General features: G+C 63.0%; 19 protein-coding genes and 1 pseudogene. 14 read left to right on the top strand and 6 right to left on the bottom strand.

The genetic code is table 11. The features are described 5' to 3' along the window. The 10 genes and pseudogenes from hybA to AACR77_RS14530 all read left to right on the top strand — a co-directional run. Positions 1-891, top strand: an 891-nt coding sequence (gene hybA / locus AACR77_RS14575) for a hydrogenase 2 operon protein HybA (protein WP_042882455.1), incomplete at its 5' end; no start/stop codon positions are given. Then, entirely contained in the window at positions 884-2,071 is a 1,188-nt protein-coding gene (gene hybB, locus AACR77_RS14570; protein WP_042882454.1) for a Ni/Fe-hydrogenase cytochrome b subunit, read from the top strand. The genes hybA and hybB, both read left to right, overlap by 8 nt. Next, positions 2,068-3,771, top strand: a complete 1,704-nt coding sequence (gene hybC / locus AACR77_RS14565) for a hydrogenase 2 large subunit (protein ID WP_042882452.1) — start codon at positions 2,068-2,070, stop codon at positions 3,769-3,771. The genes hybB and hybC overlap by 4 nt, the downstream gene beginning before the upstream one ends. Beyond that, the gene (locus AACR77_RS14560; protein ID WP_042882451.1) at positions 3,771-4,301 is read left to right on the top strand and encodes a HyaD/HybD family hydrogenase maturation endopeptidase; all 531 of its coding nucleotides are present in this window, start codon (positions 3,771-3,773) and stop codon (positions 4,299-4,301) included. The genes hybC and AACR77_RS14560 overlap by 1 nt, the downstream gene beginning before the upstream one ends. Beyond that, entirely contained in the window at positions 4,283-4,807 is a 525-nt protein-coding gene (hybE, locus tag AACR77_RS14555; protein WP_042882450.1) for a hydrogenase-2 assembly chaperone, read from the top strand. The genes AACR77_RS14560 and hybE overlap by 19 nt, the downstream gene beginning before the upstream one ends. Positions 4,808-4,928: 121 nt before the next feature. Beyond that, entirely contained in the window at positions 4,929-6,548 is a 1,620-nt protein-coding gene (locus AACR77_RS14550) for an ABC transporter substrate-binding protein (RefSeq protein WP_042882449.1), read from the top strand. After that, positions 6,533-7,536, top strand: a pseudogene (locus tag AACR77_RS14545) (ABC transporter permease). The gene AACR77_RS14550 and the pseudogene AACR77_RS14545 overlap by 16 nt, the downstream one beginning before the upstream one ends. Next, positions 7,526-8,341, top strand: a complete 816-nt coding sequence (locus AACR77_RS14540) for an ABC transporter permease (protein ID WP_042882448.1) — start codon at positions 7,526-7,528, stop codon at positions 8,339-8,341. Before AACR77_RS14545 ends, AACR77_RS14540 begins: the two are co-directional and overlap by 11 nt. Beyond that, complete coding sequence (locus AACR77_RS14535) at positions 8,335-9,123, top strand: ATP-binding cassette domain-containing protein (RefSeq protein WP_042882447.1); 789 nt, start codon at positions 8,335-8,337, stop codon at positions 9,121-9,123. The genes AACR77_RS14540 and AACR77_RS14535 overlap by 7 nt, the downstream gene beginning before the upstream one ends. Next, positions 9,123-9,764, top strand: coding sequence for an ATP-binding cassette domain-containing protein (locus tag AACR77_RS14530; RefSeq protein ID WP_042882446.1), 642 nt, complete (start codon positions 9,123-9,125; stop codon positions 9,762-9,764). The genes AACR77_RS14535 and AACR77_RS14530 overlap by 1 nt, the downstream gene beginning before the upstream one ends. 353 nt (positions 9,765-10,117) lie before the next feature. Here AACR77_RS14530 and hypB read toward each other — a convergent pair whose 3' ends face one another. Next, positions 10,118-10,960, bottom strand: coding sequence for a hydrogenase nickel incorporation protein HypB (hypB, locus tag AACR77_RS14525; RefSeq protein ID WP_197055495.1), 843 nt, complete (start codon positions 10,958-10,960; stop codon positions 10,118-10,120). Between hypB and AACR77_RS14520 the strand changes: the two genes are divergently transcribed. Next, entirely contained in the window at positions 10,847-11,209 is a 363-nt protein-coding gene (locus AACR77_RS14520) for a hypothetical protein (RefSeq protein ID WP_225160037.1), read from the top strand. The two genes, hypB and AACR77_RS14520, sit on opposite strands and share 114 nt — an antisense overlap. On the opposite strand, the gene hypA is transcribed toward AACR77_RS14520, so the two are convergent. The 5 genes from hypA to hypF form a co-directional block, all read right to left on the bottom strand. Further along, the gene (gene hypA, locus AACR77_RS14515; RefSeq protein WP_042882444.1) at positions 11,187-11,528 is read right to left on the bottom strand and encodes a hydrogenase maturation nickel metallochaperone HypA; all 342 of its coding nucleotides are present in this window, start codon (positions 11,526-11,528) and stop codon (positions 11,187-11,189) included. The genes AACR77_RS14520 and hypA overlap by 23 nt on opposite strands. Before the next feature lie 69 nt (positions 11,529-11,597). Next, entirely contained in the window at positions 11,598-12,602 is a 1,005-nt protein-coding gene (hypE, locus tag AACR77_RS14510; protein WP_042882443.1) for a hydrogenase expression/formation protein HypE, read from the bottom strand. 85 nt (positions 12,603-12,687) lie between these two features. Further along, the gene (hypD, locus tag AACR77_RS14505) at positions 12,688-13,800 is read right to left on the bottom strand and encodes a hydrogenase formation protein HypD (protein WP_042882442.1); all 1,113 of its coding nucleotides are present in this window, start codon (positions 13,798-13,800) and stop codon (positions 12,688-12,690) included. Beyond that, the gene (locus AACR77_RS14500; RefSeq protein WP_042648489.1) at positions 13,794-14,045 is read right to left on the bottom strand and encodes a HypC/HybG/HupF family hydrogenase formation chaperone; all 252 of its coding nucleotides are present in this window, start codon (positions 14,043-14,045) and stop codon (positions 13,794-13,796) included. Before AACR77_RS14500 ends, hypD begins: the two co-directional genes overlap by 7 nt. Positions 14,046-14,050: 5 nt before the next feature. Further along, positions 14,051-16,462: a carbamoyltransferase HypF gene (hypF, locus tag AACR77_RS14495; protein ID WP_042882441.1), complete on the bottom strand. Its 2,412-nt coding sequence runs from the start codon at positions 16,460-16,462 to the stop codon at positions 14,051-14,053. Between the two features lie 779 nt (positions 16,463-17,241). Between hypF and recR the strand changes: the two genes are divergently transcribed. From recR to adk, 3 genes are all read left to right on the top strand, one after another. Further along, positions 17,242-17,844, top strand: a complete 603-nt coding sequence (gene recR / locus AACR77_RS14490) for a recombination mediator RecR (RefSeq protein WP_010674419.1) — start codon at positions 17,242-17,244, stop codon at positions 17,842-17,844. A gap of 383 nt (positions 17,845-18,227) precedes the next feature. Continuing rightward, complete coding sequence (gene htpG / locus AACR77_RS14485) at positions 18,228-20,141, top strand: molecular chaperone HtpG (protein ID WP_042882438.1); 1,914 nt, start codon at positions 18,228-18,230, stop codon at positions 20,139-20,141. 238 nt (positions 20,142-20,379) lie between these two features. Further along, positions 20,380-21,024 carry an adenylate kinase gene (gene adk / locus AACR77_RS14480; RefSeq protein ID WP_042882437.1) on the top strand — a complete coding sequence of 215 codons (645 nt, stop codon included), beginning with the start codon at positions 20,380-20,382 and terminating at the stop codon, positions 21,022-21,024. The last annotated feature ends 84 nt before the right edge of the window (positions 21,025-21,108 follow it).

Here is a 21,108-nt window from a genome sequence, read left to right as displayed (position 1 = left end):
GGCTGCCAGGCCTGCGTGGCGGAGTGCCAGCGCCTCAACGGCAACCCGGCCAATCCGGCCGGGGAAGCGACCTGGTCCAACAACGACAAACTGAGCCCCTACACCAACAACATCATTCAGGTGTGGAAGAGCGGCGCGGGTGAGCACAAGGATCAGCTGGTGGATGGCTATGCCTACATCAAGAAGCAGTGCATGCACTGTGTCGATCCCAACTGCGTCTCCGTCTGCCCGGTGCAGGCGCTGACCAAGGATCCCAAGACCGGTATCGTTCACTACGACCCGAGCGTCTGTACCGGTTGCCGTTACTGCATGGTGGGCTGCCCGTTCGACGTGCCCAAATATGACTACGACAACCCGTTCGGGGCGATCCACAAGTGCGAGCTCTGCAACCAGAAGGGGCTTGAGCGCATCGATCAGGGCAAATTGCCCGGCTGTGTCGAGGTGTGCCCCACCGGCGCCGTCATCTTCGGCACCCGCGAGGCGCTGATGGCCGAGGCCAAGCGCCGGCTGCTGGCCACCCCGGGTAGCGAATATGCCTACCCGCGCCAGACCTTCAGCGCCAACGATCCCTACCTGCATGAAGTGCCCAACTACCAGCCTTACGTCTATGGCGAGAAGGAGGGGGGCGGCACCCAGGTGCTGGTGCTGGCCGGGGTGCCCTACACCAAGCTCGACATGCCTGACTTGCCGGAGCTCTCCTCCGGTGCCCGCTCCGAGCACATCCAGCACACCCTCTACAAGGGGATGGTGCTGCCGCTGGTGGTGCTGACCGGGCTCTCGGTGCTTATTCGCCGCAATGCCAAGCAGCATGGCGGGGGAGAGGGGGATGATGCCAGCCATGGTCAGAGCAAGGGTCATGACCAGAATACGGGAGGCAAGGACCATGAGTAATCACAAGGCACATCCGCTGGGGGGCCGGCTGGTCAGTTGGCCGGTCATGGTGCTGGCGCCGTTCGTCATCCTGTGCGGCATGCTTATTCTCAAGCGCCTCATCTTCGGGCTGGGCTCGGTCACCGACTTGAACGGCGGCTACCCCTGGGGGCTCTGGATCTCCTTTGACCTTTTGATTGGCACCGGTTTCGCCTGCGGTGGCTGGGCACTGGCCTGGGCGGTTTACGTCTTCAACCGGGGCGAGTATCACCCCCTGGTAAGGCCGGCCCTGCTGGCAAGTCTGTTTGGCTATTCGTTGGGGGGCCTCTCCATCACCATCGACGTGGGGCGTTACTGGAACCTGCCCTACTTCTACATTCCGGGTTTCTTCAACACCTCCTCGGTGCTGTTCGAGACGGCGGTCTGCATGACCATCTACATCGGGGTGATGGCGCTGGAGTTTGCGCCCGTGCTCCTGGAGAAGTTCGGCTGGAAGGCCTCCATGGCGCGGCTCAACAAGATCATGTTCTTCATCCTGGCGCTGGGGGCCCTGCTGCCCACCATGCACCAATCCTCGATGGGCTCTTTGATGATAGTGGCGGGGGAGAAGATCCATCCGCTCTGGCAAAGCTACGAGCTGCTGCCGGTCTTTTCGCTTCTCACCGCCTTCATCATGGGCTTCTCCATAGTCGTGTTTGAAGGATCTTTGGTGCAGGCGGGGCTGGCGGGGCGCGGCCCCAACGAGAAGTCGCTCTTCTACAAGCTGACCCAGGTGATCGACATCTTCCTGATCCTGTTCGTGGCGCTGCGCTTTGCCGAGATCGTCATCAACGACAAGTCGGAGTACCTCTCCCAGTGGAATCGCTACGCCTTGATGTTCTGGAGCGAGATCGTGCTGATGATCTTCCCGCTGCTGGTGTTCCACTGGGATAAGAGCCGCCGCGATTCGCGCATGTTGTTCCTGGGGGCCCTCAGCATGCTGCTGGGCGCCGCCCTCTGGCGACTGGACTACTCCCTGCTCGCCTTCAACCCCGGCAATGGCTACCACTACTTCCCCTCCGCGGCGGAAGTGCTGATCTCCCTGGGCTTCGTCGCCATCGAGGTGTGTGCCTATTTGCTGCTGATCCGGCTGCTGCCGGTACTGCCATCACTTGAACGTGTTCACCAAGATTATCAGGCCCGAGGGAAAGCCAACGTATGAGCCAACGTATCACCATAGACCCCATCACCCGCATCGAGGGTCACCTGCGTATCGACTGTGAAATCGAAGGCGGCGTCGTCACCAAGGCCTGGTCGTCTGGCACCATGTGGCGCGGGATGGAGGAGATCGTCAAGGACAACGACCCGCGCGATGCCTGGATGATAGTGCAGCGCATCTGCGGGGTGTGCACCTCCATTCACGCCATCGCCTCGGTGCGGGCGGTGGAGAACGCCATCGGCGCCAAGGTGCCGGTCAATGCCCAGTTTATCCGCAACCTCATCATCGCGGCCCACAACATCCACGATCACATCGTCCACTTCTATCAGCTCTCCGCGCTGGACTGGGTGGACATCACGGCGGCCCTTGAGGCCAACCCGCAGAAGGCGGCCGACCTGCTCAAGGGGGTATCGACCTGGTCCCTCAACAGCGCCGATGAGCTGACCAAGGTGCAGGAGAAGATCCGCGCCCTGGTGGCGAGTGGCCAGCTCGGCATCTTCGCCAACGGCTACTGGGGCCACAAGGCGATGAAGCTGAGCCCGGAGGTGAACCTCATCGCCGTGGCCCACTACCTGCAGGCGCTGGAGTGCCAGCGCGATGCCAACCGCATCGTCGCCATCCTCGGTGGCAAGACCCCCCACATCCAGAACCTGGCGGTGGGCGGGGTGGCCAACCCCATCAACCTGGATGCGCCGAGCGTGCTGAACCTCGAGCGGTTGCTCTATGTGAAGAGCTTTATCGACCGGCTCGGCGAGTTCATCGAGCAGGTCTACAAGGTGGATGCCGCCATCATCGCCGCCCACTACCCCGAGTGGCTGAACCTGGGGCAGGGGGCCAGGCACTACCTGAGCGTGCCGGAGCTGCCCACCGACGGTGACGGCGGCAGCTTCCTGATGCCGGGGGGCTACATCGAGAACGGCGATCTGGCCGGCTATCGCCCCATCGAGAGCCATCAGGATGCCTGGCTGATGGATGGCATCGCCGAGAGCAACAAGCACGCCTGGTACAAGGATGACGCCCCCCTCAAACCCTGGGAGGGCAAGACCGAGCCCAACTACACCGGCTGGCAGGATGATGGCAAGTACTCCTGGGTCAAATCCCCCACCTTCTACGGCAAGGTGGTGGAGGTGGGGCCGCTCGCAGACCTCTTGGTCAAGCTCGCCGCCAAGCACCCGGAGACGGTGGCGCATTTCGATCAGCTGAACGGTCTCTACAAGACGCTCACCGGCTCGGCCATCAAGACCGAACAGCTGCACTCCACCCTGGGCCGCATCATCGGCCGGGCGGTGCGCTGTTGCGTGCTCAAAGACACCCTGTCTCACCAGTGGCAGGCGCTGGTGGACAATATCGGCAAGGGGGATGTCAGCGCCTACATCAAGACCGAGATCCCGGCGGACAAGGAGTTTCGCGGGGTGGGCTTTGAAGAGGCGCCACGCGGCATGCTCTCCCACTGGGTAGTCATCAAGGGCGGCAAGATAGAGAACTATCAGGCGGTGGTGCCGTCGACCTGGAACTCGGGTCCGCGCAACTTCAACGACGAGCCCGGCCCCTACGAGCAATCCCTGGTAGGCACCCCGGTGGCGGATCCTGCCAAGCCGCTGGAGGTGGTGCGCACCATCCACTCGTTCGATCCCTGCATGTCCTGCGCGGTGCACGTGGTGGATACCCAGAGCGGCGACGTGACTCAGGTGAAGGTGCTGTGATGAACACCCTGATCCTGGGCGTGGGCAACTTGCTCTTGAGCGACGAGGCCGTCGGCGTGCGGATCGTCGAGGGGCTGGAGCGCAACTACCGCTTCGCCCCCGGCATCGAGCTGCTCGACGGCGGTACCGCCGGCATGGAGTTGCTCGAAGCGATGGCCAGTCGCGACCACATCATACTGGCGGACGCGGTGCGCAGCGGCAATCCGCCGGGTACCGTGGTGACCCTGAAAGATAAGGCGATCCCGACCCTGTTCGGTCGCAAGATCTCCCCGCACCAGCTGGGGCTGGCGGACGTGCTCTCGGCGCTGCACATGACGGGGGAATCCCCCAGGCGGCTCACCCTGATCGGGGTCGAGCCCGCATCCCTCGAGCCCCGCATCGGCCTCACTCCCGTGGTGGCGGCTGCGCTGGGGGAGGCGACGGATCGGATCCTGACCCTGCTGGCCAGTCTGGGAGCACCGGCCATCCCGCTCTCTGAGCAGGAGAAAGCCGAGCGAGCGCGGGAGGGCCTATGGCGCAATCCATTGTGAATGAGGCAGTGAACGAAGTCGCGACAGAGTCGGCGCAGGAGTTTGCCGGTTTTGCCACCAATCCCGCACCGCGCTTGGTGGCCCAGTACGAACGGATCGCCAGAGAAGAGATGCAGGCCCTGCCGTTCTACCACCCGGCCATGCCGATAGTGGCGCAGTGCACCCTGTTTGAAGGTCAGTGGCTCGGCTGCGTGCTCACCCCCTGGATGCTGAGCGTGGTAGTGCTGCCGGGGCCGGATCAGCTTTGGCCGGTGCGTGGCAGCCGCGATCGGCTCGCCCTGCAGCTCCCCTGCGGCAACCTGACCTTTATGGTGGGGACCTTGCCCGAGACGGGGCAGTTGCTGGCCTGCTCGCTCATGTCCCCCATCGACCCGCATCTGGGGGCCGACGAGGGGCGGGCGCTGGTGAGCAGCACCCTCAAGATGTTGCTTTCGCTTCCGGTGCAGCAGGGGGAGGGCGGCGTGGATCTGGGGCGCCGACGACTGTTCGGGGGACGAAAGTCCTGAGACCAAGGCGTGCCGACAACCGGGCGCGTCAGTTTGACACAGGGGCCGGCATGGGCCCCTCACTCGCCTCATTGAGGTGGCGTTGCATCTCTGCGAGTGAATCCTGGGAACAAGGATCATGATGAAGATTGAACATGGCCGCGTCGATGGCCTGCTTGGTGCGCCAGTCCTGGTGCGGGCACTGCCCCTGCTGGCCCTGCTCTCGGGCGGTTTCTCTACCATGGCGCTGGCTGCCCAGCCCGTCCCCGCCGAACTCAAGCTCGCCATTGGCAGTGAGCCCACCGAAGGGTTTGACCCTCTGCTTGGCTGGAGTCACGGCAGCTACCTGTTGCTGCACAGTCCGCTGCTCAAACAGAACGCCGATCTCAGCTGGCAAAACGTGCTCACCCAATCGGTGACCCCGAGCAAGGATGGCAAGGGGTGGCTTATCCGCCTCAAGCCGAACCTGACATTCTCCAACGGCGCGCCCCTCACCGCCGAAGACGTGGCCTTCACCTACAACAGCGCAGCCAAGGGTGGCGGCAAGATCGATATGGGCAACTTTGTCTCGGCCAAAGTGCTCTCGCCTACCGAGGTTGCCATGACTCTTAGCGCCCCCCAGAGCACCTTCGTCAACGTGCTGGGATCGCTCGGGATAGTGTCGAAGCGGGATTACGACGCAAAAGCTTACGCTCGCCATCCGGTCGGCGCCGGCCCTTACCGGCTGGTGAGCTTCCTGCCCGGTCAACAGCTGGTGGTGGAGGCCAACCCCTATTACGCCGGTGGCAGCAATGACTTCAAGCGGCTGGTGTTTGTCTTTATCGACGAAGAGAGCGCCTACGCTGCCGCCCAGAGCAGCCAGCTTGATGTGGTGCGCATTGCTCCGTCGCTGGCGCCTACCGTGCCTGCTTCCCTCAAACTCTGGGTGCGGCCGAGCGTGGAGAACCGTGGCATCGTCTTCCCTATTCCGCCTGCGGGTGGCAAGGATGCCAAGGGTTATCCCATCGGCAACGACGTGACCTCGGACGTGGCGGTGCGCCGCGCTATCAACTACGCCATCGACCGCAAGTTGCTGGCCGACCAGCTGCTGGAAAGGCACGCCATCCCCGCTTACAGCGCGGTAGAAGGCTTGCCATGGCTGAATAAAGCCACCGCCTTTAAGGATGGCGATGCCGCCCATGCCAACGCCCTGCTCGATGAGGCTGGCTGGAAGATGGGCAGTGACGGTATTCGCCACAAGGGCGACCTGAGAGCCGCCTTTACCCTCTGGTACACCAGTGGCGACAGCACCCGCCGGGATTTGGCGGAAGCGGTGCGCGCCATGCTCAAACCCATCGGCCTTGAGGTGAGCCTCAAGTCCGGCAGCTGGGAGCAGGTGGAGCGGGAGATGCACGCCAATCCGGTGCTGATGGGGTGGGGGAGTCTGGATCCCATGGAGCTCTATCACCACTACCAGAGCGGTTCCGCCGGCGTGGAGTTCTACAACCCGGGTTATTACAGCAACCCTGTGGTGGATAGCCACCTCAAGCAGGCGCTGGATGCCCCGAACTGGCAGGCGGCCGTGCCGTTCTGGCAGCAGGTGGAGTGGGATGGCAAGACCGGCGCCGGAGTGCAGGGAGATGCGGCCTGGGCCTGGCTGCTCAACGTGCAGCACACTTATCTGGCCAATCGCTGCATCGACCTTGGCAAGGGGGCGCCGGAAATCCACGGTAGCTGGTCACTGCTCAACAACCTGCAGGATTGGCGGTGGACGTGCCGTTAAGTTCCCCACTATGATGACTGCCACTCTAAAAGCCCTGCTGCGTCTGGCAGGGCTGCTCTGTCTGGTCTCGGTCGCCACCTTTGTGCTGCTGAGTTACTCCCCCATCGACCCCATCAAGGCCTATATCGGCAACGATCTGCTCCATGTGCCGCCGGAGCAGTACGCCCGCATCGCCGCCCGCTGGGGGCTGGATCAGCCGCTCTGGCTGCGCTATTGGCACTGGTTTAGCCAAGTGCTGCATGGGGATCTCGGTTACTCCATGCTCTACAACGCGCCTGTGGGTGAAGTCATAGGCCAGCGCTTTGCTGCCTCTTTCCTGCTGCTGGCGGGCGCCTGGCTGCTCTCCGGCTATTTCGGGATTTTGCTGGGCCTCTGCGCCGGTCGCTATCTCAATCGCTGGCCCGATCGCCTGATTTGCCGGTTTGCCTATCTGCTCGCCTCCCTGCCCACCTTCTGGGTCGGCCTGTTGCTGCTGGCGCTGTTTGCGGTGCACTGGCCGCTGTTGCCGGTCTGCTGCGCCTGGACGCCGGGGCTCGCTGCCGAGGAAGCAGATTGGGCATTGCGAGCGCGCCATCTGTTGCTGCCGGTGACCACGCTCGCCCTGCTCGGGTTGGGCAATATTGCCCTGCATACCCGGGGGCGGGTGGCCGAGGTGCTGGAGAGCGACTTTATCCGCTATGCCCGCGCTCAGGGGGATGGCGGCTGGCCTATGCTGCGTTTTCATGTGCTGCGCCACGCCCTGACCCCGGCGCTCTGCCTGCAGTTTGCCTCTCTAGGCGAGCTGATTGGCGGGTCGCTCTTGGCTGAGAAGGTCTTCTCTTATCCGGGGCTCGGCCAGGCCACTGTGGATGCGGGGCTGCGGGGCGATATCCCCTTGCTGATGGGCATCGTGCTCTTCTGCACCCTGCTGGTCTTTATTGGCAACACGGTGGCCTGTCTGCTGCTGGCCCGCATCAATCGAGGCTGGGAGGGTGAGCATGCTGTTTAATCCGCTTCCCTCCATAGTGCGCCTCGCTGTAGCCCTGATTGGATTGGCGCTTCTGGCCGCCTACGGCTGGAACCTCTCTCATCAGGATGTGCCGATGGATCTGCTGGCGCGCCAGCAGCCTCCCTCGCTGACCCACTGGTTCGGCACCGATCAGATGGGACGGGATCTCTGGTTGCGGGCCTTTCAGGGCACCCTCACCAGTCTGGAGCTTGGCATCAGCACGGCGCTCTGCAGTGGCCTGCTGGCCATGGTGGCGGCAAGCGTGTCGCTCATTCACCCCAGATGTGATGCGGCGGTGCGAATGGTGATCGACGCCATGCTGGCGCTGCCCCATATGCTGCTGCTGATCCTCATCTGCTTTACCGTGGGGGGCGGTATGCGCGGGGTGATCCTGGCGGTGGCACTGACCCACTGGCCCAAGCTGGCGCTTATTCTCTGCGCAGAAGCGCGGCGGATCGCCTGCAGCGACTATGTGGTGCTGGCCCGCTGTCAGGGGATGGGGGCGCTGCGTCGCTGGTGCACCCACTTGCTGCCGGGGTTGCTGCCCCAGTGGTTTATCGGCACCTTGCTGATGTTTCCCCATGCGGTGCTGCACAGCGCGGCCTTGAGCTTTCTCGGCTTTGGGCTGGCGGCCCATGAGGCCTCGTTGGGTCTACTGCTGGCCGATGCCCTGCGTTATCTGGCCGGTGGTGGCTGGTGGCTGGCCCTCTTTCCGGGACTGATGTTGCTGCTGCTGGTTCTGCTGTTTGATCAGGCTACCCGCGCCTTGCAACAGCTGTTGTGGCACAGGAGTGAACCATGCTGAGTTTTGATCAGGTGACCATAGAGGCGGCCCACTACTCCTGGCTGGGGCGGCGCAGCTGGCAGCCTTTGCTGACCGATATCAGCCTGCAACTGGCGCCAAGGGAGATAGTGGCGCTGGTGGGGGGGAGCGGCGAGGGCAAGAGCCTGTTGCTGCAAAGCGCCCTGACCCTGCTACCGGACAACCTGAGGATGCGCGGCCGCATCTCCCTCGATGGCACACCTCTGTGCGATGCCAGCCGCGCCCGTCTGCGCGGCCATACCCTCTGCTATGTGCCGCAAGGGGTGAGCGCCCTCAATCCACTGTTGACGGTGGAGCGCCAGCTGGGCCGGGCGGCGCGTCTCTGCGGTCAGAGCGGTTCTCGCGAGCGGCTCGGCGAGCAGTTGCTGCGCTACCAGCTGCCCGCGACCACCCTGGACAGGTACCCGCGCCAGCTCTCCGGCGGCATGGCCAAGCGCATTCTGGCCTGCACTGCGGCGCTCGGTGGTGCCCGCTACATTCTGGCAGACGAGATCACCGCCTGGCTCGACGAGGGGCTGGCCTGTCTGCTGCTCGGCCAGTTGCGTGAAGTGGCCAATCAGGGCAGCGGTATCCTCTGGGTGACCCACGATCTGGCGCTGGCGGCCCGGTTTGCCGATCGCATTGTGGCGCTGCATCAGGGGCAGGTGAGCGATACCTTGAGCTGCCACCATCTGCGCCAGGGGCAGGGGAGCGAGATGCTCCGCGCCCACTGGCAGGCACTGCCGGAATTCAATGCGCTCTTCTCTGTGTCGGAGGTTTCCTGATGTTTGAAGTACGAAATCTCACTATCGCCCAGGGGGAACGTCCCCTCTGGCAGGGGTTATCGCTGACGGTGAAAGCGGGCGAACGGCTCGGCATCTCTGCGCCGAGTGGCCATGGCAAGACTACGCTGGGGCGGGTATTGGCGAGTTGGCAACCGGTTGGGGCCGGCGGACAGATCCTGCTGGATGGGCAGCCGGTGCCTGAACAGGTAAAAGGTTATAACCCCATCCAGCTGGTGCCCCAGCACCCGGAACTCACCTTCAATCCCTATCGCACCACCGGGCAGGCGCTGTGGGATGTATGGCGCCCCGATGAGGCCATACTTACCCGCTTTATGGTCAAGCCTGCGTGGCTCGGTCGTAAACCCGGCCAGCTCTCAGGTGGTGAGCTGGCCCGCATCGCGCTGCTGCGCGCCCTCGATCCCCGCACCCGGTTGCTTGTCGCCGACGAGGTGACTGCCCAGCTGGATCCGCAAATCCAGCGCCATATTTGGCAGGAGTTAATGCGTGAGTGCGAGCAGCGCGGGCTTGGCATGCTTGTCTTCAGTCACCAGCAGGCACTTCTGCGTCAGATCTGTCATCGGGTGCTGCGCTTTGGTGAGGTGCCTGCGGAACAGGAGGCGATGGCCCGTAGCGTGGCCTGAGGATTGGCTTCCCCCTCATCCCCAGCCCTTCTCCCGCAAGGGGAGAAGGGAGTTGAAGGTGCCATCTCACCACGCTCAGGGTTTAGGGTTTGGAAAATCTCGGGGTTTGAAAATATGGCTGGTTGTTATGCTCGAAGCTCCCTGAGGGGGTTGAGGGCGTCGTATAGCCGCGGCATCCACAAACCGGTTCCCTCTCCCTGGGGAGAGGGCCAGGGTGAGGGGACGCGAGTATGAGTCGCTGGCCATTCTGTACAGAGAGAACCGTTGGCAAAGCGCGCAGATAAAAGAGAGGGAGGCATCAGCCTCCCTCTTTTGTTTTCTACCGTTATCAGCGGCATTTAACCGGTTCTGCTTCAGGCCGTGGCCAGCCAGTTCAGCCAGGCATCCATCCCTTCACCGGTAGTGGCGCTGACCTGGATCACCTGAATATAGGGGTTGACCCGTTTGGCGTTCTCGATGCAGCGTGCCACGTCAAAGCTGACGTAGGGCAGCAGATCAATCTTGTTGATCACCATCAGCTGGGCGGCGGCGAACATGTCCGGGTACTTGAGGGGCTTCTCTTCCCCCTCGGTGACGGAGAGGATCGCCACTTTGTACTTCTCGCCGAGATCGAAGCTGGCGGGGCAGACCAGATTGCCGACGTTTTCGATAAAGAGGATGCCCCCTTCATTGGCGGGCAGCTGGTGGCAGGCGTCGTGGACCATCTTGGCGTCCAGATGGCAGCCCTTGCCGGTGTTGATCTGCACGGCAGGGACGCCGGTGGCACGAATGCGATCCGCATCGGCGCTGGTCTGCTGATCCCCTTCGATCACGGCGCAGGGGCGCTTGTCGGCCAGCTGGCGCAGGGTTTCACACAGCAGGGTGGTCTTGCCTGAACCCGGGCTCGATACCAGGTTGAGCACCAGCTGGGCCGCCTCGTCGAAGTGTTCGCGGTTGTGGGCCGCCAGCGCGTTGTTCTTGGCCAGCACATCCATCTCGATGGCGATCAGCTGGCGCTGCCCGATGCCGGGTACCGACAAGCCCGCTTCCCCTTTGCCGTAGTGCAGGGAGCCCTGCTGATGGTCATGGTCATGGCTGTGATCATGGGGATGTACGTGGGAATGGCCGTGGTCATGAGAGTGGGCATGATCATGATGATGGTCGTGGGGGTGATCATGGTGGTGCTCATGAGGGTGATCATGACCCTCTGCTCCTATTGGTGCCTGTACCCCGTGGTAGTGGTGATGGACATCCCCCTGATGGTGATAGTGGTGGTGAATGATCAGGGTGCGCGGCGCACTCTGCTCGTGGTCATGGTGGTGATGGGCGTCATAAGCATGATGATGGTCGTGCTCATGACCATGTTTATGGTGATGTTCATGCTCGTGATCGTGCTCATGGCCGGCGATCCGCGCCTGGCCGCATCCGCATACGCTACACATATCAACTTACCTCGATGTCGGTGATGCGCAGGCTATCACCCTGCGCGACTCGTAATTTGTACCCGCCACACTCGGGACAGGCCTGCCCGCGCTCGGTGAGGGTGACCGTCTGGTTGCAGTCGTAACACCAGGCCTCTGCCGCCTGATGCAGAAAGTGCAGTTGGGCGCCTTGGGCCACGGTGCCCTTGGCGGCCGCCTCGAAACAGAAGGCGATGGTGTCCGGGTCGACGCAGGAGAAGCTGCCGACCTCGAGCCAGAGGGCGGTCACCTTGTTAAAGCCCCGCTGGGTGGCCTGCTCGGCCACCAGATCGATGGCAGCCATGGCCAGAGACATTTCGTGCATGGTGGCTCCTTAACCGATAGGGGGAGGAGCAGTGACTCCTTCCTGTAATTGACGTAACGGCATGGTTGCTCAACAGATCCGCGGCAGCAGCTCCCCCTGCGGCAGCTCCAGATAACGGCGGCTGCCCCAGGGGTTGCTCAGGATCACCTTGTGGCGATCGCTCGCCTGCACCACGCCGATCTGGCTGGCGGCGGGGTTGAATTGCCGCAAGATGCCCAGTGCGTCCTGCGCCTGCTCGGCAGGCAGGGCCAGCACCATGGTCCCCTCGTTGGCGAGATCATGGGGCTCGAAACCGTAGAGCTCGCACAGGCCGCGCACCGGATCGCACACCGGAATGGCAGACTCCTCCAGCTCGATGGCAACACCGGAGGCGCAGCTCCACTCGTTGAGCACAGCGGCAAGGCCACCGCGAGTGGCATCGCGCAGGGCGTGAGGGGTAATGCCCGCCTGCAGCAGCGCTTCGACCTGCGGCCAGAGGGTGGTGCAGTCGCTCTTGAGATCAGATCCCAGTTGCAGGGCGTCGCGGGCCATCAGGATGCAGGCGCCGTGGCTGCCGATATCCCGCGACACCAGAATGGCGTCACCGGCCTTGAGGTTGCGGACCGAGATGCCCCGGCTCTGCTCAGGCAGCGGGAAGCTACCGACCCCGCTGGTGTTGATAAAGATCTTGTCTGCCGCTCCCTTGGGCACCACCTTGGTGTCGCCGCAGACGATATGGGCGCCGCTCTTGGCAAGCTCTGCTGCCATCGACTCGACGATGCGGGCGAGATCGGCGTAGGGGAAGCCCTCCTCGATGATAAAGCTGGCGCTCAGATACTCGGGTTTGGCCCCCATCATGGCCAGATCGTTGACCGTACCGGCGATGGCCAGCTTGCCGATATCGCCCCCCTCGAAGAAGAGCGGCGAGACGGTAAAGCTGTCGGTGGTGAAGGCAACGGGGCCGCTTACCGGCAGCAGGGCGGCATCTTCACCGCGCAGCAGGATATCGTTGCCAAAGTGGCGAAAGAAGAGGTGGCTTATCAGCTGGTTCATTTCCACGCCGCCGCCGCCGTGGCTTAACTGGATTTCTCTCATCGGGTCTGGTTCTCCACAAGATTGCAGAAACAGGCTGGTTCATCTCTCCTCATCACCCGACCGCCGTGGCTTAACTGAATATCTCTCATTGGATCCCCATATATCGGTAGTAGGCATTGCAGGCCCCTTCGGAGCTGACCATGCAGCTGCCCATGGGCTGGGTCGGGGTGCAGCCCCGGCCAAAGACGTTGCACTGGTTCGGTTTGGCCAGGCCGCGCAGGATATCGGCGCACTGGCACGCCTTGTGGTCATCGATGGGGGTTTCATTGAGTTGAAAGCGACGCTCCGCATCGCGCCTGGCAAAGGCATCGCGCAGGCGCAGGGCGGAGGCGTTGATATCCCCCAGACCTCGCCAGCGAAAGTGCTCGCGGGTCTCGAAAAAGCGCTCGACCATCCGCTGGGCGGCTTTATTGCCGCTGGCGGTGACGGCGCGGCTGTATTGCACCTCCAGCGCGTAGCGACCCTCCACCTTCTGGCGCACCATCATCAAGAGCGCCTCCATCACATCCACCGGCTCGAAACCGCTCACCACCACAGGCACCTGATAACGATCGACGATGGGCAGGTAGATATCGGCGCCGGTGATGACGCTGACGTGAGAGGGGCCGATAAAAGCGTTCACCTTGGCCACCCCGTCGGCCATCACCGCATGAATGGCGGGCGGCACCAACACATGGTTGATATGAAACAGGAGGTTCTCGATCCCTTGCTCTTCCGCAGCAGCCAGCAAGGCGGCCGTCATGGGGGTAGAGGTCTCGAAGCCGATGGCGAAGAAGACCACGGTTTTCTCCGGATTCTCCTTGGCGATGCGCAGGGCATCGAGGGGGTCATAGACCGGGCGGATATCGCTCCCCTTGGCCCGCTGCTGGGCCAACGTGCCTTTGGAGCCCGGTACCCGGATCATGTCCCCCAGGGTGACCAGAATGACGCTGGGCTGGCTCGCCAGCTCGATGGCCTGATCGATGCGCTCTTTGGGCATGATGCAGACCGGGCAGCCGGGGCCGTGGACGAACTCTATGCTGGCTGGCAGCAGCTGGTGCAGGCCGTACTTCATGATGGTGTGGGTATGGCCGCCGCATACCTCCATCACCCGCAGCGGTTCGGGGAGTAATTTGGCAAGCTCGGTGATCTGGGCGGCGAGGGCGCGGATCACCTCGGGCTGGCGAAAACCCTGAAAGAGATCATTCAAGGTCAGCATGGCAAGATATCCTGCGCAGGGATAAGGGCCACCATCTGGCGGAAGCTCTCGAGGCTGGCCTGCGCCTCCTCTTCGTCAATCTTGCTCATCACAAAGCCGATATGGAGCAGCACATAGTCGCCCACCTGGAGAGGCTCTTCGAGCAGCATGCAGCTGACGCGCCGCTGCACTCCCAGGGTGTCGACGGTGACGCAGTTATCTTCGGGGTGCAGCTGCACCACCTGAGAGGGGATGGATAGACACATGGATTTCAGGACTCCGACAAGGTGGCACAACCGGCTGTGGTTGGGCGGTGCGTGGCAAGATGGTGAATGGCAAACCAGAGCTGACCGGCGGCGATGCCACCGTCATTGAGCGGCAGGGTTTCGCTGGTCAATACCTGCCGACCGGCCGTTTCGAGTGCGGGCACCAGCTGGTCCATCAGCACCCGGTTTTGAAAAACGCCGCCCCCCAGCGCCACCGGATAGCCGGGGAAGCGTTCGGCAAGGGCGATGACCAGATTGCTGATGGCGCGGATAAAACCGGCGGCCAGGCTGGCGGTGGCGGTGCCTTTGCGCCGCGCGCTGACAAGGGTATGGATCAGCTTGGCCCACTGGATCTGCAGTGGCCCCTCTGTTGATTGGCTGAGATCAAAGGCGAGGGGGAAGGGCAATTCATCGGGGGCCAATTGTAAGGCGGCCGCCTCCAGCAATAGCCCCGCTTCGCCCTCGTAATCCGGGGTGTCGATCACCCCCAAGAGCGCCGCCACCGCATCGAACAGTCGACCGATGGAGCTGGTGTAATGGGCGTTGCGACCGAGATGCCAGAGCTGGTGCAGGTTGCTGATCCGCTCAGCGGGCAGTTGTTTGATCGCCGGAATATCGAGGGCGCTGATCTCCTCCACGCCATAGGATTCAAACAGTAGCCCCAGCAGCTGGCGCACCGGCTCGCGAATGGCCGCTTCGCCGCCGATCAGCTTGAAGGGGGCAAGGTGGGCAACCCGCTCAAATCCCTGAACGTCTGCGATCAGCAGCTCGCCGCCCCAGAGGGTGCCGTCATCGCCAAGGCCGGTGCCATCGAAGGCAACCCCCAGCACCGGGCCCGTGATCTCATGTTCGGTCATCACTGCCAGCAGGTGGGCGTGATGGTGCTGCACCTCGAGGTGGGTCGCACCCTGATCCTGGCAATAGCGTTTGGCCCACTGGTGGCTGAGATAGCCCGGGTGGCGATCCGACACCAGCACTTCGGGCTTGAGATCGTAGAGATCGCGAAAGGTCGCCAGGGTCTGCTCGAAGTGCTCCTGCATCGGCAGGCTGTGCAGATCGCCGATATAGGGGCTGTAGATGCGCTGGCGGCCGAAAGCCAGTGCCAGCTGGTTCTTCTGCTGCGCCCCGACCGCCAAGAGCGGCACCCTGACCGCCTCTTGCAGGCTGGGGGTGCAGGGGGCATAGCCCCGGGCGAGGCGCAACGTCTGGCGTCGCCCACCGGCCCACTGCACCAGACTGTCGTCGCACGGGTGCAGTATGGGGCGGTTGTGATCCAGGATGCCGTCAATCTCGCTGCCGAGTTCCCTGACTACTGCCTCGCACTCGATAAGGATCGGGCTGCCGCGACCATTGGCGCTGGTGGCCACCAGCGGCATGGCGCAGGCATCCAGCAGCAACTGATGGAGCGGGGTATAGGGGAGCATGATGCCAAGGTAGGGGATGCCGGGGGCGATCCCCTCGGCCAGCGGCGCCGCGCTATGTTGGGATTCTGAGTGCCGATCATCGTTTTTGCGTTTGCGCAGCAAGGTGATGGGTCTGGCCTGAGAGGCGAGCAGCTGCCATTCTTCTTCGCTGCCGGTGACATGCAGTCTGGCCTCGGCAAGGGAGCCCATCATCACCGCCAGCGGTTTACGCGCGCGCCGCTTGAGCGTTCGCAATCTGGCCACACTCTGTTCATTGCGGGCATCACATATCAGGTGATACCCACCCATTCCCTTGACTGCGATCAGTGCTCCCGCTTGCAGGGCACGTGCAGCTTCGTGCAGGGCATCCTCGCGCTCGGTCAGCACATCGCCGCTGCCATTTCGCCAACTGAGGTGGGGCCCACACTCGGGGCAGCTCACCGGCTGGGCGTGGTAGCGTCTGTCCAGCGGGTTTTCATAGGCCGCCGCACAGCGCCGGCACATGGCAAAGCCTGCCATGGCGGTGTGGGGTCTGTCGTAGGGGAGGCGGTGGATGATGGTGTAGCGCGGGCCGCAGTGGGTGCAGTTGGTAAAGGGGTAGTGGTGGTGGCGATCGTTGGGGTTGGCCACGTCCGTGGCGCACGCCTCGCACATTCCCTGATCCGGCGAGATGGCGACAGTGGCCGCGCTCTGCTGCTGGCTCGCTTTAATTCGAAACTGGCCATGAAATTGGCCATCGAAGTCGGGATCCTGATCTCGGGGCAGCTCACGCTCGCTGACATGATCGATTCGGCTAAGGGGCGGCGCCAGTTCCCGCAGTTCGCGGGCAAAGCTGGCCAGCTGCTCGGGCGATCCTTCGGCGCCTATGGTGACGCCATTGGCATCGTTCAACACATAACCGGCAAGGCCGTGGCGCAGCGCCAGCCCATAGACGAAGGGGCGAAAGCCGACCCCCTGCACGATACCGTCTATATGAAATTCCCGGCGCAGTCGAAGGCGTGTCGACGTGGTCATGGCGCCAGCCAAAGAGGGGCCAGCGCCCCTCCCTGATAAACGGGGGGCAGGGAACCCTCCCTCATGACAGGGAGGCTGGGGAGGGCCGACAGGGGCGGCCATCCGGCGATCATCCTGGGGGATGTCATGCGATATCGAACTCCCATCTGCAGGCCTGCCACCACGGCGCCGGCCATTGGGTACAACGGACAGGGGCAGGACAGGAATGCAATGCGCAGGGTTGCAACGGGCTGCGTCTCGATAGCGGGGGCGTAGCCTGGGCAGGGGAGGGAAGTGGGCCTCTCATCCTGCCGCGGGGGCCAAGTTTATCGGGTCAGTGGCCCCCATTACCTTGATCTCGCACCGGTTTGAGTGCCAGACGCGGCGCTTCTTTGCGATCCTGTGAGCCTGCTCCGCCAGCGATCGGCGTGTGAGGGCAGGCGGCGCCGCACCCCCGGGGCGCTGAACCGGCCCCTGAAGGGGGCAAGTCGAGGATGGCGGGGCCAACACGCAGGTTTTTTGTTTGGTTTTATTTAACGATTGCGGTCAATCGAGTAGAAAAATTGAACACCTTGGGGGCTGTTTTACCCCTTGCGGGGGCTGGCGGGGGCCTGCCGGCCCTGAAAAACGGAGGTCAGCCCGGTTTCCCGGTGCGTCTCGGCGGCGAGGCGCCTGCGGGCGGGATCTGCCATTGGCGGCCCTGGGCTGGTATAGTCCTGCGCCAACAAAAGAGGTTGGAGAGACGGCTTGCCGATGCCCCTGGGGCGGCGCCTCTCTTCGCGGCATCAAAGGATATCCCCATGAAATTCAGTCCCCTGCTCGATGAGATGATGAAGGCGCTGCAGGTCTTGCCGGGCGTGGGCCCGAAATCGGCCCAGCGCATGGCGTTCACCCTGCTGGAGCGCGAGCGCAGCGGCGGCCTGCGTCTGGCCTCCCTGCTCAATCGGGCGCTGACCGAAATCGGTCATTGCAGCCACTGCCGCACCTTCACCGAGAACGATCGCTGCGAGATCTGCGCCAATCCCAAGCGCGAGGAGAACGGTCTGCTCTGCGTGGTGGAGAGCCCGGCAGACGTGGCGGCCATCGAGCAGACCGGCCAGTTCTCCGGCCGCTACTTCGTGCTGATGGGCCATCTGTCGCCCCTTGACGGCATCGGCCCCGAGGAGCTGGGGCTCGATATCCTGGAGCGCCGCCTGCAAGAGGAGCAGATCAAGGAGCTGATCCTCGCCACCAACCCCACCATCGAGGGGGATGCCACCGCCTGGTACATCGCCGACATGGCCCGCACCGCCGGGGTGGAGGTGAGCCGCATCGCCCACGGTGTGCCGGTGGGCGGGGAGCTGGAGCTGGTGGATGGCACCACGCTCTCCCACTCCCTGATGGGGCGCCAGCGCCTGAGCTAAAGAGGCCACGAACCCCACCCCGGCCCTCCCCTTGGCAGGGGAGGGAGCAATGGATCCTGCCCCACTCCTCTCTTTGGCAGGGGAGAAAGCAACGAACCCCGCCTCAGCCCTCCCCTTGGCAGGGGAGAGCAAGGCTGACCCCGCTATTGGCTCCACACTCGATCCCAATCTGACCCTCCTCGCCAGACAGGGGACGACGGTGCACCTCCCCGTTGTGAAGGGGGAGGCGAAGGGGGAGGCCGGGAGGGGGTTGCATGTGTGGCCAAGCGAGGGGCCGGTGCGCAAATTTGCTCTCAAGTTTGCACGCAAGCCCCTTGATATTTGAAAGGCCAACCCCATCTAGCTTGGGAATCTGTTCAACCCGACGTTTTGAGGACTGGTCGATGACCCAAAGTGTTCACGCCGAAACCCACGGCTTTCAGACTGAAGTCAAACAACTGCTGAGCCTGATGGCTCACAGCCTCTACTCCAACAAAGAAGTATTCCTGCGCGAGCTGATCTCCAACGCCTCCGATGCGGCGGACAAGCTGCGCTTCAAGGCGCTTTCCGATGCCTCTTTGTTCGAAAACGACGGCCAGTTGCGCGTGCGCCTGGTGGTGGACAAAGAGAACAAGACCCTGACCATTTCGGACAACGGCATCGGCATGACCCGTGATCAGGTGATCGAGCACCTGGGCACCATCGCCAAGTCCGGCACCGCCGAGTTCTTCAAGCACCTCTCCGGTGACCAGGGCAAGGATTCCCAGCTGATCGGCCAGTTCGGGGTGGGCTTCTACTCCGCCTTCATCGTGGCCGACAAGGTGACCGTGGTCTCCCGCGCCGCCGGCACCGCGCCGGAGCAGGGCGTGCAGTGGGAATCACAAGGGGAAGGCTCCTTCACCGTGGCTGACGTGACCAAAGCCGGTCGCGGCACCGACGTCATCCTGCACCTGCGCAGCGATGAAGAGGAGTTCCTGGACGACTGGCGCCTGCGCTCCGTGGTCAGCAAATATTCCGACCACATCAGCGTGCCGGTGGAGATGTTCAAGGAGGGTACGCCGGATCGGGAAGAAGACGGTGAAACCATCGTCGGCACCCCGGGGGAGTGGGAGCAGGTCAACCGCGCCACCGCGCTCTGGACCCGCAACCCGAAGGACATCAAGGACGAGGAGTACCAGGAGTTCTACAAGCACGTCGCCCACGACTTCGAAGATCCGCTCCTGTGGGGTCACAACCGGGTGGAAGGGGCCCAGGAGTACACCAGCCTGCTCTACATCCCGGCCCGTGCGCCGTTCGATCTCTACAACCGCGAACAGAAGCACGGTCTGAAACTCTATGTGCAGCGCGTCTTCATCATGGACGACGCCGAGCAGTTTATGCCGACCTACCTGCGCTTCGTGAAAGGGGTGCTGGACTCCAACGATCTGCCGCTCAACGTCAGCCGTGAAATCCTGCAGGACAACAAGGTGACCGCCTCCCTGCGCAAGGCTTGCTCCAAGCGCGTCCTGACCATGCTCTCCAAGCTGGCGAAAGACGACGGCGAGAAGTACGCCAAGTTCTGGAGCGAGTTCGGTAACGTGCTCAAAGAGGGCCCGGCCGAGGATTACGCCAACCGGGAAGAGATCGCGAAGCTCTTGCGCTTTGCCAGCACCGCTGGTGAGGGCGAAGCCCAGACCGTGTCGCTCGAGGATTACGTTGACCGCATGAAGGAAGGTCAGCAGAAGATTTACTACATCACCGCCGACTCTTATGCCGCTGCCAAGAACAGCCCGCACCTCGAGATCTTCCGCAAGAAGGGCGTCGAAGTGCTGCTGATGTGGGAGCGGGTGGACGAGTGGCTGATGAGCCACCTGACCGAGTTCGACGGCAAGCAGCTGGTCTCCGTCACCCGTGGCGAACTGGATCTCGGGGATCTGGAAGACGACGCCTCCAAGCAGGCGCAGGAGGAGGCCGAAAAAGCCAACGCCGGTCTGGTGGAGCGGGTCAAGAAGAGCCTCGGGGAGGCGGTGAAAGAGGTGCGCGTCACCCACCGTCTGACCGACTCGCCGTCCTGCATCGTCACCGACGCCCACGGCATGAGCACCCAGATGATCAAGCTGATGCGCGCCGCCGGTCAGCCGGTGCCGGAGCAGAAGTACATCCTGGAGCTCAACCCCGACCATGCCCTGGTGAAGAAGCTCGGCACCATCGAGGATGAGAGCCTGTTTGGCGAGTGGGTCTCCCTCCTGCACGAGCAGGCCCAGCTGGCGGAGCAGGGCGGCCTCAATGATCCGGCGAGCTTCGTCTCCCGTATCAACCGTCTGCTACTCCAGGCGTGATGTGATTGTGATTGGCCCACTGCATGACAGTGGGCTTTTTTTTGGCCGTTCCCCTCTGGTGCGCTGCTGCATTTTCAATCATTTTTCGTGGTCGTCGTCTGCGTCTTTGGTCGCAGAGACGGGGCGGGAGTGTGGTGATAATCTGGCCACTCACACGGGGCGAGCTTGTTAATACGGGCGAAAACGTGTAGTTTTTTGCCTTCTCAAGAATTGAATAACCAATCAACTAGGAGCGTGTATGCGCATTGTTCTGTTGGGAGCTCCGGGCGCCGGCAAGGGTACCCAGGCTCAGTTCATCATGGAAAAACACGGTATTCCGCAGATCTCCACCGGCGACATGCTGCGTGCGGCGATCAAGGCGGGTACCGAGCTGGGCCTCAAGGCCAAAGCCGTGATGGACGCAGGTCAGCTCGTCTCCGACGACATCATCATCGGCCTGGTCAAAGAACGCATCGCGCAACCGGATTGCGCCAACGGCTTCCTGCTGGACGGCTTCCCACGCACCATTCCCCAGGCGCAAGCCATGAAGGATGCCGGTGTGACCGTGGACTTCGTGCTGGAATTCGACGTGCCGGACGAAGAGATCGTCAAGCGCATGAGCGGCCGCCGCGTGCACTCCGGCTCCGGCCGTACCTACCACGTGGTGTTCAACCCGCCGAAAGTGGAAGGCAAGGATGACGTGACCGGCGAGGATCTGGTGATCCGTGCCGACGACGAAGAGACCACAGTGCGCAAGCGTCTGGATGTCTACCATCAGCAGACCGCGCCGCTCATCGGTTTCTATGGCAAGGAAGCGGAAGCGGGCAACACCCGTTACGTCAAGATCGACGGCACCCAGCCGGTGGATCTGGTCAGCCAGCAACTGGCCACCATTCTCGGTTAAGCCATTCAGGGCCGGCAGGACGCAGCCGTTCGCCGGCTGGCTGCGAGGGTGAGAAAAGGGTCCATACCGGGCCCTTTCTTGCAT

Origin of the sequence: Aeromonas sp. ZOR0002 (assembly GCF_963866995.1) — a bacterium.
GTDB classification, from domain to species: domain Bacteria; phylum Pseudomonadota; class Gammaproteobacteria; order Enterobacterales; family Aeromonadaceae; genus Aeromonas; species Aeromonas caviae.
This window is presented reverse-complemented; position numbering and strand designations above follow the sequence as displayed.

Bases quoted from the DNA above. Each gene is read 5' to 3' on its own strand.
- AACR77_RS14550 (WP_042882449.1), top strand. From the start codon at position 4,929: ATGAAGATTGAACATGGCCGCGTCGATGGCCTGCTTGGTGCGCCAGTC.
- hypD (WP_042882442.1), bottom strand. From the start codon at position 13,800: ATGCTGACCTTGAATGATCTCTTTCAGGGTTTTCGCCAGCCCGAGGTG.
- htpG (WP_042882438.1), top strand. From the start codon at position 18,228: ATGACCCAAAGTGTTCACGCCGAAACCCACGGCTTTCAGACTGAAGTC.
- AACR77_RS14500 (WP_042648489.1), bottom strand. From the start codon at position 14,045: ATGTGTCTATCCATCCCCTCTCAGGTGGTGCAGCTGCACCCCGAAGAT.
- AACR77_RS14540 (WP_042882448.1), top strand. From the start codon at position 7,526: ATGCTGTTTAATCCGCTTCCCTCCATAGTGCGCCTCGCTGTAGCCCTG.
- recR (WP_010674419.1), top strand. From the start codon at position 17,242: ATGAAATTCAGTCCCCTGCTCGATGAGATGATGAAGGCGCTGCAGGTC.
- AACR77_RS14520 (WP_225160037.1), top strand. From the start codon at position 10,847: ATGGGGATGTACGTGGGAATGGCCGTGGTCATGAGAGTGGGCATGATC.
- AACR77_RS14530 (WP_042882446.1), top strand. From the start codon at position 9,123: ATGTTTGAAGTACGAAATCTCACTATCGCCCAGGGGGAACGTCCCCTC.
- adk (WP_042882437.1), top strand. From the start codon at position 20,380: ATGCGCATTGTTCTGTTGGGAGCTCCGGGCGCCGGCAAGGGTACCCAG.
- hypA (WP_042882444.1), bottom strand. From the start codon at position 11,528: ATGCACGAAATGTCTCTGGCCATGGCTGCCATCGATCTGGTGGCCGAG.
- hypF (WP_042882441.1), bottom strand. From the start codon at position 16,462: ATGACCACGTCGACACGCCTTCGACTGCGCCGGGAATTTCATATAGAC.
- hybB (WP_042882454.1), top strand. From the start codon at position 884: ATGAGTAATCACAAGGCACATCCGCTGGGGGGCCGGCTGGTCAGTTGG.
- hypE (WP_042882443.1), bottom strand. From the start codon at position 12,602: ATGAGAGAAATCCAGTTAAGCCACGGCGGCGGCGGCGTGGAAATGAAC.
- hybC (WP_042882452.1), top strand. From the start codon at position 2,068: ATGAGCCAACGTATCACCATAGACCCCATCACCCGCATCGAGGGTCAC.
- hybE (WP_042882450.1), top strand. From the start codon at position 4,283: ATGGCGCAATCCATTGTGAATGAGGCAGTGAACGAAGTCGCGACAGAG.
- AACR77_RS14535 (WP_042882447.1), top strand. From the start codon at position 8,335: ATGCTGAGTTTTGATCAGGTGACCATAGAGGCGGCCCACTACTCCTGG.
- AACR77_RS14560 (WP_042882451.1), top strand. From the start codon at position 3,771: ATGAACACCCTGATCCTGGGCGTGGGCAACTTGCTCTTGAGCGACGAG.